General features: G+C 40.1%; 15 protein-coding genes. 14 read left to right on the top strand and 1 reads right to left on the bottom strand.

Annotated elements, in window-relative coordinates; genetic code table 11:
* Positions 1-24: 24 nt before the first annotated feature.
* From FBF83_RS11180 to FBF83_RS11165, 4 genes are all read left to right on the top strand, one after another.
* Positions 25-792: a menaquinol-cytochrome c reductase cytochrome b/c subunit gene (locus FBF83_RS11180; protein WP_136947255.1), complete on the top strand. Its 768-nt coding sequence runs from the start codon at positions 25-27 to the stop codon at positions 790-792.
* Between the two features lie 87 nt (positions 793-879).
* Complete coding sequence (locus FBF83_RS11175; RefSeq protein WP_136947254.1) at positions 880-1,476, top strand: DUF1405 domain-containing protein; 597 nt, start codon at positions 880-882, stop codon at positions 1,474-1,476.
* 64 nt (positions 1,477-1,540) lie between these two features.
* Positions 1,541-2,314 (top strand): sporulation protein YpjB, encoded by a 774-nt coding sequence (locus FBF83_RS11170; RefSeq protein WP_169525398.1) that lies wholly within the window; start codon positions 1,541-1,543, stop codon positions 2,312-2,314.
* A 109-nt stretch (positions 2,315-2,423) separates the two neighbouring features.
* Positions 2,424-3,101 (top strand): zinc metallopeptidase, encoded by a 678-nt coding sequence (locus FBF83_RS11165; RefSeq protein WP_136947252.1) that lies wholly within the window; start codon positions 2,424-2,426, stop codon positions 3,099-3,101.
* A 43-nt stretch (positions 3,102-3,144) separates the two neighbouring features.
* On the opposite strand, the gene FBF83_RS11160 is transcribed toward FBF83_RS11165, so the two are convergent.
* Positions 3,145-4,014: a YitT family protein gene (locus FBF83_RS11160; protein ID WP_136947251.1), complete on the bottom strand. Its 870-nt coding sequence runs from the start codon at positions 4,012-4,014 to the stop codon at positions 3,145-3,147.
* Positions 4,015-4,195: 181 nt separating this feature from the next.
* On the opposite strand from FBF83_RS11160, the gene FBF83_RS11155 reads away from it, so the two are divergent.
* From FBF83_RS11155 to panD, 10 genes are all read left to right on the top strand, one after another.
* A complete protein-coding gene (locus tag FBF83_RS11155; protein WP_136947250.1) occupies positions 4,196-4,540 on the top strand; it encodes a nucleotide pyrophosphohydrolase in 345 nt (114 codons plus the stop codon).
* Positions 4,537-5,337 carry a 4-hydroxy-tetrahydrodipicolinate reductase gene (dapB, locus tag FBF83_RS11150; protein ID WP_136947249.1) on the top strand — a complete coding sequence of 267 codons (801 nt, stop codon included), beginning with the start codon at positions 4,537-4,539 and terminating at the stop codon, positions 5,335-5,337. Before FBF83_RS11155 ends, dapB begins: the two co-directional genes overlap by 4 nt.
* A gap of 11 nt (positions 5,338-5,348) precedes the next feature.
* Positions 5,349-5,762 (top strand): methylglyoxal synthase, encoded by a 414-nt coding sequence (gene mgsA, locus FBF83_RS11145; protein ID WP_136947248.1) that lies wholly within the window; start codon positions 5,349-5,351, stop codon positions 5,760-5,762.
* Positions 5,749-6,456 (top strand): bacillithiol biosynthesis deacetylase BshB1, encoded by a 708-nt coding sequence (gene bshB1 / locus FBF83_RS11140; protein WP_136947785.1) that lies wholly within the window; start codon positions 5,749-5,751, stop codon positions 6,454-6,456. Before mgsA ends, bshB1 begins: the two co-directional genes overlap by 14 nt.
* Positions 6,453-7,589, top strand: coding sequence for an N-acetyl-alpha-D-glucosaminyl L-malate synthase BshA (gene bshA, locus FBF83_RS11135; protein ID WP_136947247.1), 1,137 nt, complete (start codon positions 6,453-6,455; stop codon positions 7,587-7,589). The genes bshB1 and bshA overlap by 4 nt, the downstream gene beginning before the upstream one ends.
* Entirely contained in the window at positions 7,586-8,773 is a 1,188-nt protein-coding gene (locus FBF83_RS11130; protein WP_136947246.1) for a CCA tRNA nucleotidyltransferase, read from the top strand. The genes bshA and FBF83_RS11130 overlap by 4 nt, the downstream gene beginning before the upstream one ends.
* Positions 8,758-9,735 (top strand): biotin--[acetyl-CoA-carboxylase] ligase, encoded by a 978-nt coding sequence (locus tag FBF83_RS11125; RefSeq protein WP_136947245.1) that lies wholly within the window; start codon positions 8,758-8,760, stop codon positions 9,733-9,735. The genes FBF83_RS11130 and FBF83_RS11125 overlap by 16 nt, the downstream gene beginning before the upstream one ends.
* Before the next feature lie 273 nt (positions 9,736-10,008).
* A complete protein-coding gene (gene panB, locus FBF83_RS11120) occupies positions 10,009-10,848 on the top strand; it encodes a 3-methyl-2-oxobutanoate hydroxymethyltransferase (RefSeq protein WP_136947244.1) in 840 nt (279 codons plus the stop codon).
* On the top strand, positions 10,845-11,705 hold the full coding sequence (panC, locus tag FBF83_RS11115) for a pantoate--beta-alanine ligase (RefSeq protein WP_136947243.1): 861 nt from the start codon (positions 10,845-10,847) through the stop codon (positions 11,703-11,705). The genes panB and panC overlap by 4 nt, the downstream gene beginning before the upstream one ends.
* Positions 11,706-11,707: 2 nt before the next feature.
* Positions 11,708-12,091, top strand: a complete 384-nt coding sequence (gene panD, locus FBF83_RS11110) for an aspartate 1-decarboxylase (protein WP_136947242.1) — start codon at positions 11,708-11,710, stop codon at positions 12,089-12,091.
* The last annotated feature ends 26 nt before the right edge of the window (positions 12,092-12,117 follow it).

The following is a 12,117-nucleotide window of genomic DNA, read 5'->3' as shown; positions in this document are numbered from 1 at the left end:
TTTTTATACGAAGGAGGGGGACAGATGCATCGCGGAAAAGGAATGAAGTTTGTAGGCGACTCGCGTATCCCTGCGCAGAGAAAGCCTAACATTCCAAAAGATTATTCAGAGTACCCCGGCAAAACAGAAGCGTTTTGGCCGAACTTCTTATTAAAAGAGTGGATGGTTGGTGCTGTATTCCTAATCGGTTATCTAGCATTAACAATTGCACATCCATCTCCACTTGAGCGTGTAGCCGATCCCACGGATGCAACTTATACACCGCTTCCTGACTGGTACTTCCTATTTCTATACCAGCTCTTGAAATACAAATTTGCGGCCGGTGACTATACGCTAGTTGGAACGGTGATTATGCCAGGAATTGCTTTTGGCGCACTTCTTCTTGCTCCATGGCTTGATCCTGGACCAGAAAGAAGACCTGCTAAGCGACCAGTTGCCACAGCTCTTATGCTACTAGGATTAATTTCAACAGTTTATCTTACATGGGAATCTGTTGTAACTCATGACTGGGAAAAAGCAGCGAAGCAAGGGGAAATCGTTGAAGCAGAAGTAGACAAAGAATCAGAAGGTTACGCAATTTATTCCGGACAATCTTGTATTGGATGTCACGGTGACAGCCTTCAAGGTGGATCTGGTCCATCTCTTCTGGAAACAAAGCAAACGAAAGAGTCTATCATGGACATTGCTGTTAACGGAATTGGTGGAATGCCAGCTAACGCTTTCAAAGGTTCTGATGAAGAGCTTGAAAAGTTAGCGGAATTCATTGCAGAAACTGCAAAAGCAAATCAATAATTCGTTTAAAAAGCTGACTCCTTAGTCAGCTTTTTTTTTCACTTCTACATAATTTGACTTGATAAAGAAAATAAAAAGGAGATACCGATGATTTTCCAATTTTTTTATTTATTGAAATCAAAACCCTTTCTATGGTTGTTGCTTTTCATTAATGTGCCTGGAACAATTTACGGCTATTATTGGTATGGCTGGCAGCTAGAAGATACAAAACCCATTTTTCTTCTATTTGTGCCTGATAGTCCAACAGCGAGTCTTTTCTTTTGCTTCGTTCTAATAGCATTCTTATTTGGGAAGAACTGGCCACTAATGGAAGCTTTGGCTGCAGTGACGTTATTTAAATATGGGATCTGGGCAGTTGTTATGAATATGATGGTAATGGTCGTTACTGGACAATTGTCTCCAATCGCACTGATGCTAATCTTTTCTCACCTTGGTATGGCGATTGAGGGTTTACTATTTGCGCCATTTTACAAAATTAAACCTTGGCACCTTATAGCCGTAGCAATATGGACGTTCCATAATGATGTAATTGATTACGTATTTGGTCAACTGCCTCGTTATTCCATTCTTAGTGAGTATACATCAGCAATTGGGTATTTCACGTTCTGGCTAACGGTTGCTTCACTTGCACTTGTTTATTTGCTATCCGTTCGTAAAGGGCATTTCAAGCTACCTCTTCGTTAAAGAGAATTGGTCTACTCTTGTCCCTATCTTCATACATTGAAGTAGAATGAAGGAGGGACAAGGGATGGGTAGACGATGGCTCCTTTTGGTAATTATAATTTTGATGCCCCACGTTAATGTACATGCTTCTGAAACTGACACTAAACAAGTCTGGAATGATATAGCTGCAAATGTACTTGAATTTGGAAAACAGGAAGAGTTTGATCGAGCGAAATTAATGCTTGAAGAATTCGCACAGGCATTCCCGGGTGAAGCTGGAGATGAATTAACAACCACCGAGTTAAGAGTTGTTCTAAACGCTCATGATCGAGCGATGCAATCGATAACAGCAGTGGACAAAGCATCTGAACAAAGAATTCAAGCATTAACAGAATTTCGACTTGCAGTTGATGCTTTAGTTTCAACAGATCAACCAATGTGGCGTCAAATGGATGATAAACTTCTCCAGTTAATTGATGAAATGACTACAGCCATTGAGCACGGTGATGCAGATGTGTATGAAGCGAGTAAAAAACGATTTCTTGGAACGTATAGCATTATCAAACCTGCTATGGCGATTGATTTGACAGTTGAAACTCAACAGCGATTAGACTCTCACATTGCTTTCATAGAACGATACGCTTCTGTTAAAGATAAGCAACTTGTCGGGCAGCTTCAGACAATGCATGATGATTTTAAGAAAGCCTTCGATAAAAGTGACAAGGAAGATGAAGCATCAATTCTATGGATGATCGTGTCAATAGGTGGAATAATAACATTAACTTTATTATATGTGGTCTATCGTAAATACCGTGGGGAAAAGGAAATGAGAAAAAGGAAACAGGTTGATGAAATTTGAAGATCTTGTGAACCTGAAACTGTATAATTGACTTTTTATAAAAATTTGACTAAAATTGACGTTAATAACATAGTCATAAAGTTATTACACATGTGATGGAGGAATGGAAATGGCTAGTTTTCTAATTTATTTTGCATTACTTTTAATCATTCCACTATGGGCACAGAGTAGAGTGAAAAGAGCGTATAAAAAATATTCTAAAGTTCCTAATTCATCTGGTATGACGGGTGCACAAGTAGCACGTAAAATTCTTGATGAGAATGGGTTATATTCTGTAAGCGTAGAAGAAGTTCGAGGACATCTTTCCGATCATTATGATCCCCGATCGAAGAAAGTAAGATTATCATCTGGAAATTTCCATGGTCACTCTGTAGCTGGCGCAGCAATTGCAGCACATGAAGTGGGTCATGCCATTCAGGATGAAGAAAATTACGCACCGCTTCGCTTCCGACATGCACTTGTTCCGGTTGCGAATCTTGGTTCAAACTTTAGTTATTTCATTATTTTAGCTGGTATTCTGATGTCGTCTGCTAACTTCATATTACTTGGTATTATATTTATGAGCGCAGCAGTTCTATTTCAGATGGTAACATTGCCTGTTGAGTTTAATGCATCAAACCGAGCGATGGAACAGATTGTATCAACAGGAGTAATTCGAAATGACGAAGAAAAAGAAACGAAAAAGGTACTAAACGCGGCGGCTTTAACTTATGTTGCAGCAGCAGTAGTTGCTCTTCTTGAATTAGCACGCTTTGTGTTTATCTTTATAGGAATGAATGAAGATTAATGAGTAAATCTCGCCTACTGGGCGAGATTTTTTTTGTGTTCTCTTATTGTTCAATAGGATTTTTATTCTCATCAAGTGTAAACCCTTCACCAAGCACATCATGAACATCGTTTACAGCAACGAATGCGTGTGGGTCAACTTCACGGATAATGTTCTTAAGTCGAACAATTTCATTGCGAGCAACGACACAGTATAGAACTTCCTTTTGTAAACCAGAAAAGCTACCCTTACCGTTTAATACGGTCGCCCCTCGGTCCATCTGGCTCATGATCGTCTCGGCAATCTCTTTGTTGTTTTCGGAAATTATCATCGCTGCTTTTGCTGCATAAGCACCTTGCTGAATGAAGTCGATGACTCGTGCAGCTACGAATACAGCAAGAAGTGTATACATTGCTTCTTTGTAATTTAAATAAACTAGGGAAAGTGCAATAACACAAAAATCAAAAGCAAACATTGTCCGTCCCATACTCCATCCAATATATTTAGAGCCAAGTCTCGCGATTATGTCGACACCCCCTGTAGTGCCTCCGTAACGAAAAATAATTCCTAGCCCAACTCCTACAAAAACTCCTGCAAAAAGTGCAGCAAGTGTTAAATCATCTTGTAATGGGATTGAAAGTGCTGAGTAGTGCTGGAAAATCCATAAAAAGACCGATAATGAAACAGTTCCAATAATGGTATAGATAAATGATTTTCTTCCAAGTAACCGCCACCCTATGAGAAAAAGTGGGATGTTAAGAGCTAAATTTGAAATGGCAGGATCGATATCAAATAGAAAATATAATAACAGTGTTATACCTGTAAATCCACCTTCAGCTAAATTATTCTCCATATTAAAATGAACAAGTCCAAAAGCGAATATTGCAGAGCCAAGTAGAATGAAGATGGTGTTTTTACTACGAATTCCTTCCATATGTCGTACTCCTTTCCTTGAATGACAACCAACAGATATCATTATAATCAAATACCGAGCAGACAGCAATTTCATTCTGTTATACTCTCATTAGGTTAATTCATAGATACACCGGTTAAATATTTGTCAAACGAACTTCTTTTAGCTAACATAATAACAGATACGAAAGGTGGACTAGCCTATGTCTAATAAGACTATTAAAGAGATGCAGAATGAGGTAGACCAATACATAAGGCAGTTTAAAGAAGGATATTTTAGCCCGCTCGCCATGCTTGCTAGAATGACAGAAGAACTTGGAGAGCTTGCCCGTGAAGTGAATCATTATCATGGTGAGAAACCAAAGAAAACTTCTGAAGAAGAGCGAACAATTGAGGAAGAGATGGGCGATCTTTTGTTTGTTTTAACATGTTTTGCGAATTCTATGGATATTGACTTAGATGATGCATTTAACCAGGTAATGACAAAGTTTAATACGAGAGATAAAGACCGTTGGACAAAGATTGAAGAGGAGAGTGAAAAACGATGAATGAAGTGAAGATTGTCATCGCTGGACCTAGAGGAAATATGGGGAGAGAAGCTGTAAAGCTCGTCGATCGGACAGAACATTTTAGCTTAACAGCTGTCGTAGATAGTAAGCTTTCAGGACAAACTGTTAAAGATATTGATGGGCTTCCTTCGATCGACGCCCCGGTTTATACAGACCTAGATCGTTGTCTTTCAGAAGTAGAATGTGATGTACTTATTGATTTAACAACCCCTGAATATGGTAAGAAACACATGGAAATAGCTTTTGCCCATGGTGTACGTCCCGTGGTTGGAACAACTGGATTCTCAAATGAAGATGTTCAGGAGCTATCAGAAACAGCTGAGCAAAAGGGAATAGGAGCAATTATTGCCCCGAATTTTGCAATAGGTGCTGTTTTAATGATGAAGTTTGCTGCAATGGCAGCGAAGTATTTCCCAGATGTTGAAATTATTGAGCAACACCACGACCGTAAGCTTGATGCTCCTTCAGGTACAGCAGTGAAAACAGCAAAAATGATTTCTGAAGTACGAGAAGCAAAGGTGCAGGGTCATGAAGAAGAGCGTGAAGATATGGATGGAGCAAGAGGAGCAGACTATGAAGGTATGAGAATTCATAGCGTTCGCTTACCTGGTCTAGTTGCACACCAAGAAGTTTTGTTTGGTGGAGAAGGACAAACATTGAAGATTCGTCACGATTCGATGCATAGAGGGTCGTTTATGCCTGGTGTTCAGCTGGCTGTTGAAACTGTTTTGAAGATTGATCAGCTAGTTTATGGACTTGAAAATATTATGGAGTAGGGGATGATCAAATGAAAATCGCTTTAATCGCACACGATAAGAAAAAGGACGATTTAGTGCGTTTTGCTCTTGCTTATAAGTTGATTCTCGACCCTCACGAGCTTTTTGCTACAGGAACAACCGGGAAACGCATCATTGATGAGACGGGATTACAAGTACACCGTTTTCAATCAGGACCACTTGGTGGAGATCAACAAATTGGAGCGATGATTGCAGAGAACGATATGGACGCAGTGATTTTCTTTCGAGATCCCCTTACAGCACAGCCGCATGAGCCAGATATTACAGCGCTCATTCGATTGTGTGATGTATACGATATTCCACTGGCAACAAATATGGGCAGTGCAGAATTACTTGTTCATGCTCTTGGAAGAGGAGAACTGGATTGGAGAGACATTGTACATGGAAGAAATAACAACACTTGATATACTTGCATTCGGCGCTCATGCTGATGATGTTGAAATTGGGATGGCTGGTACATTAAAGAAACTTTCTGAAGAAGGAAAACGTACCGGAATCTGTGATTTAACAGAAGCTGAGCTGTCTTCGAATGGAACGGTTTTCATTAGACATCATGAAGCCAAAACAGCATCAGATATTCTGTCAGTAAAGATGCGCTATAATCTTGGGTTTCCAGATCGTGGTCTATCTACTTCAGATAATAAGATTAAGAAATTAGTGAAATTGATTCGAGATTCAAAGCCAGCCGCCGTTTTTGTACCATATTATGAAGACAGGCATCCAGACCACGGTCATGCTGCAACTCTTGTTGAGGAAGCTGTTTTCTCTGCAGGAATTCGCAAATATCGTCCAGAATTAGGATCTGCTCATAAGGTAAGTCAAGTTTATTATTACTTTATTAACGGTTTCCATAAACCTGATTTCACGATTAATATTACGAACCAAATTGAAGCGAAAAGACAGGCGCTTGAAGCATATGAAAGTCAGTTCACCTTAAATACAGGGAGTGTCTCTACCCCGTTAACGAATGGTTACGTTGATAAGGTTATTTATCGTGAATACTTATATGGAAAAGAATCTGGAGTAGAATATGCAGAAGGATTTATTGCTAAAAATCTAATATGTATGGAAGAACTCCCGTTAGGAGAAAGTAAATGACACTTAAAATCGGTATAACCTGCTATCCAACTGTTGGGGGTTCGGGAGTTATTGCAACTGAATTAGGCAAGATGCTTGCAGAAAAGGGACACGAAGTTCACTTTATTACGAGTAGCGTTCCTTTCCGGTTGGATACGTTTCACCCCAATATTTATTTTCATGAAGTTGAAGTTAATCAATACGCTGTATTTCGCTATCCGCCATATGACTTAACACTTGCTAGTAAGATGGCAGAGGTGATTCAAAGAGAAGACCTTGATTTGCTTCACGTGCATTATGCAGTCCCGCATGCCGTTTGTGCTTTTCTAGCAAAGGAAATGGTAGGTAGAGACATTAAAATCGTTACAACACTGCATGGAACCGATATTACTGTTCTTGGTTACGATCCATCATTAACAGAGTTAATCAGGTTCGGTATTGAGAAGTCAGATCGAGTGACGGCAGTATCTGATGATCTAGTAGAGCAGACACATCGCTTGCTTGAGACAGATAAGGAAATAGACACCGTTTATAACTTCGTAGATGAGCGGATTTATTATCCAAAGGCACCTGCAGATTTAAAAAAGGGATATGACATTGGTGAAGATGAAAAGGTCATCGTGCATATATCCAATTTTAGAGCTGTTAAGCGGGTCCCTGATGTTATTAAAGTCTTTAATAGAATTCAGAAAGAGATGCCTGCTAAGCTGTTGCTAATTGGTGATGGTCCAGAAATACAGATAGCTTGTCGTCTAGTAGATGATCTTGGGCTAAAAGGTCGAGTGAAGTTTCTTGGTAAACAGGAGAATGTAGCTGAAATTCTTTCTATATGCGATTTGAAACTATTGCTTTCAGAGAAAGAAAGCTTTGGTCTTGTTGCATTAGAAGCGATGGCGTGTGGTGTCCCTGCGGTTGGAACGAATATTGGTGGTATTCCAGAAGTAATTGAACATGGAGTAAATGGGTTTATTGCAGAAGTTGGCAATATAGAATCGATTGCTTCTTATGCAATGCGATTGCTCTCTGATGATAAACTTCATAAGCAAATGAGCTCAAGCGCTGTGGAGGCTGTTGAAACGAAGTTCGCTTCGAATCTAATTCTAGAACAGTACGAAGCTTTGTATTACAAGACGCTTCAAGGAGCACTTACTTGATTGCTTTAAAAGGGGAAGCTTTTGAATCTTGTTTAGAAGTGCTTAATGTCCTTACCAAAGCGGGTTATGATGCGTATATCGTCGGGGGAGCTGTAAGAAATACGTTACTTGGTTTACCAGTAGCGGATTTTGATCTAGCTACTTCTGCAAAACCTGAAGAAATTGTTCAACTATTTGATAAAGTAGTTCCGACTGGATTAGAACATGGTACGGTTACTGTCATATACTTCGACGAGCATTTTGAAGTGACTACTTTTCGAGCAGATCAAAAGTACATGAATTTTAGACACCCATCAGGCGTTTCGTATTTAGGATCAATTGAAGGGGATCTTGCAAGAAGAGACTTTACCATCAATAGTATGGCACTCTCTAAAGAGGGAGAGTTAATTGATCTGTATGGTGGGGAGAAAGACTTAGAGCTCAAACTTATTCGAACAGTTGGTAATCCGGTACACCGTTTCAGGGAAGATGCTTTAAGAATGCTTCGCGCCATTCGGTTCCTAAGTATTCTAGGATTCTCTTTGGAGAAGAAGACGGAAGAAGCCCTTACTGAAAATGCCATTCTCCTAAAACACGTTGCAGTTGAACGCCTTCAATCAGAAGTTTCCAAACTATTGGCCGGTAAAGCCGTTAACTCAGCTTTTACACAGCTCATTTTGTCTCGTGTGCATCATTACTTACCAGGTTTAAGTGAAATGACATCTACATTTAATGAAGAGGTAGATCTGTCTATACTTGAAACGGAAATTGAAAGATGGGCCTGGCTTTCTAGTCATGCAGATAATCCTGTTACATTTTTGAAAGAGTGGCGCTTGCCTAACAGTATAATAAAACAGGCAGTGCGTCTACTAACTATTTCAGGAGAAGTCCAGCATGAGGGGTGGAGTAATCGTACAGTTTATGATGCCTTTCCATACGCTCAATCTTGTGAACGACTGCTTGCTGTCAACGATCAGCGTGAACCAAACTTTACAAAAATTGACCAAATTACTTCAGAACTTGTTATCACATCACGCGAGAAGCTTGCAGTGACCGGTAATGATTTAATCAGTTGGGATCAATCGAAGCCTGGCCCGTGGGTTGGTGAAGCGATCAGGGAAATCGAGCTTGCTGTTATTACAGGTAAAATAAAGAATGAGAAATCCAGCATTAGAAGGTGGCTTAAACAGTGGCGGACTCAATAAGGCAGCAGCTGCTGCAAATGCTTGAAGACCATGCAGAGAACTATGTTTCAGGTCAAATGATAAGTGAAACATTAAATGTTTCCAGAACGGCAATTTGGAAGCATGTTTCAGAACTCCGAAAGAACGGATATGAAGTGGAAGCTGTTCAAAAAAAAGGTTATCGAATTGTATCTAGGCCGGATATGCTTAGTAAAGAAGAAATTGGCTTGAAATTAACGACCGAATTTCTAGGTAAGGCGATTTTTACGTATCCTTCCGTAGAATCCACACAGTTCATTGCACATGACCTTGCTCATCGAGGCGCCGCTGATGGGACAATTGTAGTAGCGGATGAACAAACTGCGGGGAAAGGTAGGCTAGGCCGTTCATGGCATTCTCCGTCAGGTAGTGGGATCTGGACAAGTCTCATTCTCCGTCCAAAACTTCCACCGCAACAAGCGCCACAATTCACTCTTATTGCAGCGGTAAGCGTTGTTCATGCCATTCGCAAGCAAACAGGTGTTGAGGCAGAAATTAAATGGCCAAATGACATTTTAATAAATGGCAAAAAAGTAGTTGGTATTCTAACTGAATTGCAGGCAGAAGCTGACCAAATTAAGTCAATCATTATTGGCATGGGCATAAATGTTAACGCTGGGGCAGAGGATTTTCCAGATGACTTACATACTGCAACTTCACTTAAAATTGAAAGTGGTCATGATGTGAATCGATCTGCCCTTCTTGCAGCAATACTTAATGAACTTGAAACACTTTATGAAGAATACTTAACTAACGGTTTTCGTATGATTAAACTTCTATGGGAGAGTTATGCCGTTAGCCTCGGGAGAAGAATTAAAGCAAGAACGCTCAATGGTGTGATTGAAGGGCTAGCGAAAGGGATAACTGAAGAAGGCGTACTCTTACTTGAAGATGAGAGTGGGAAGCTTCACTATATCTATTCTGCGGATATCGAAATCTGCTAATTATTGCCCACTTTTTGAGAATTATCTGCTATACTACAAGTGAAAGGGCGGTATCTGTTTAGAACCGCACCATTAGTTCTTTTGAATAAAATAGTCTGCCTTGATCCAAATGGACTGGGACAGAGGGATGAAACCGTTATGTAACCTCCTTATGGAGCGTTACGGCGAGTCTGTGTGTTCACAGACTGATAAGGTAACCCCTGTCAGCCGTAATGCCATATTAGGAGGTTTTTTGTGCGGTTCGATGTTCCTCTGATTAAGGAGGAAAATGACATGAAAACTACTACTGACTTCAAGAAAATGAAAGAGAGCAATCAGCCTATTGCAATGCTTACTGCTTATGATTATCCTTCTGCGAAGCTTTCTGAAGCAGCGGGAATTGATCTTATCTTAGTTGGCGATTCTGTAGGGATGGTTGCTCTAGGGTATGATTCTACAGTCCCTGTAACAATGGATGATATGGTTCTTCATACGAAAGCAGTGAAACGGGGCGCTCCAAAAACGTTTATCGTGACAGATTTACCTTTTTTAACTTATCATAGCAGTTTCAATGAAACGCTCTCACATGCAGGAAGACTACTTCAAGAAGCCGGTGCACATGCTGTAAAGCTTGAAGGTGGAGCAGAAGTAATTATGCATATTCAGAAGCTGACGGCTGCAGGAATACCTGTTATGGGCCATCTTGGACTTACACCACAATCGGTTGGCGTGCTTGGAGGATATAAAGTACAGGCAAGAGAATCCGAAAGTGCAAAACTCCTCGTGAAAGAAGCGAAAGCAATTGAACAGGCAGGAGCTTTTTCTCTAGTACTTGAATGCGTGCCTCAACAGCTAACAGAAATTGTTTCAAAAGAACTTTCCATACCAGTAATTGGGATTGGTGCAGGTATATCTGCTGATGGACAGGTTCTTGTCTATCATGATGTTATTGGGTATGCTTCAGAACACGTTCCGAAGTTTGTTAAACAATATGTGAATATTGGTGAAACAATAAATGAAGCGATCCAAACCTATGTGGCCGATGTCAAAGGTCAACAATTTCCTGAACAAATACATTCATTTAATATGAAAGAAGAACAGCTAGCAGGAATGTACGGGGGGACTCGACCATGAGAATTATTCGAACCATTAAAGAAATGCAGCAAACATCAAAATACATGATGAGGCAAGGAAAAACAATTGGTCTTGTTCCTACAATGGGATTTCTGCATGAAGGACATATAAGTCTTGTAAATGAAGCAAATGAGCAAAATGATTGCGTTATCATGAGCATCTTTGTCAATCCTTTGCAGTTCGGGCCGAATGAAGATTTTGATCGATATCCAAGAGATTTAAAGCGTGATGAAGAGCTTGCAATTCAAGCTGGAGTGGACATACTATTTTATCCTCATGTAGATGAAATGTATCCAAAAGAGCGCACCACAATGCTAAGTGTGAAGGAACGAGTCGATACATTATGCGGAAAGTCAAGGCCGGGACATTTTGATGGTGTAGCAACGGTTGTTCTAAAATTACTTCAGATTGTACTTCCAGACAGAGCTTATTTCGGTATGAAAGATGCCCAGCAGGTAGCTGTCATTAAGGGACTTATTGACGATTTTAACGTACCAGTTGAAGTTGTGCCTTGTCCGATTGTAAGGGAACATGATGGGCTTGCAAAGAGTTCGCGTAATGTTTATCTTACTCCGTCAGAACGGAAAGAAGCCATCCAACTCTCAAACGGTTTAAATGCAGCGATGAGAGCAATTGCTGATGGAGAGAAACAATCAATAAAGATAAAAGCTATGATAAAAGGGTATTTAGAACAAACATCCGGAGTGATTGACTATATTGAAGTGCTCTCCTATCCTGACTTACAACCAGTAACTAAGATAGAAGACAATGTAATCGTTGCCGTTGCAGTTCAATTCTCTGCAGCAAGACTTATTGATAATACAATTGCTTTTAGTGAAATAGCGATAGGAGTGTAACCATGTTTGTTACAATGATGAAGGGTAAAATTCATAGAGCACGAGTTACTGAAGCCAATTTAAATTATGTAGGAAGCATTACAATCGACGAAGAGATCATTGAAGCGGTTGGCATGTTACCGAATGAGAAAGTTCAAATTGTTAATAATAATAATGGGGCAAGACTTGAAACGTATATTATTCCAGGTGAGCGAGGATCAGGTGTAGTGTGTTTAAATGGAGCAGCTGCACGCCTTGTTCAACAGGGGGATGTTATTATTATTGTGGCATATGGTATGATGAGTGAGGAAGAAGCTAGACACTTTACTCCACGTGTCGCAATTATGAATGAACACAATCACATCATCGATATGATTGGTGCTGAACCTGCTGGAACAATCTTATAGTGCAAATGCTCTGGACCCTGTCCAGA

Source organism: Guptibacillus hwajinpoensis (genome assembly GCF_005144865.1).
Taxonomy (GTDB): domain Bacteria; phylum Bacillota; class Bacilli; order Bacillales; family Guptibacillaceae; genus Guptibacillus; species Guptibacillus hwajinpoensis_A.
Note: the sequence above shows the minus strand (reverse complement) of the source record. Positions and strands in the feature narration are given on the sequence as shown.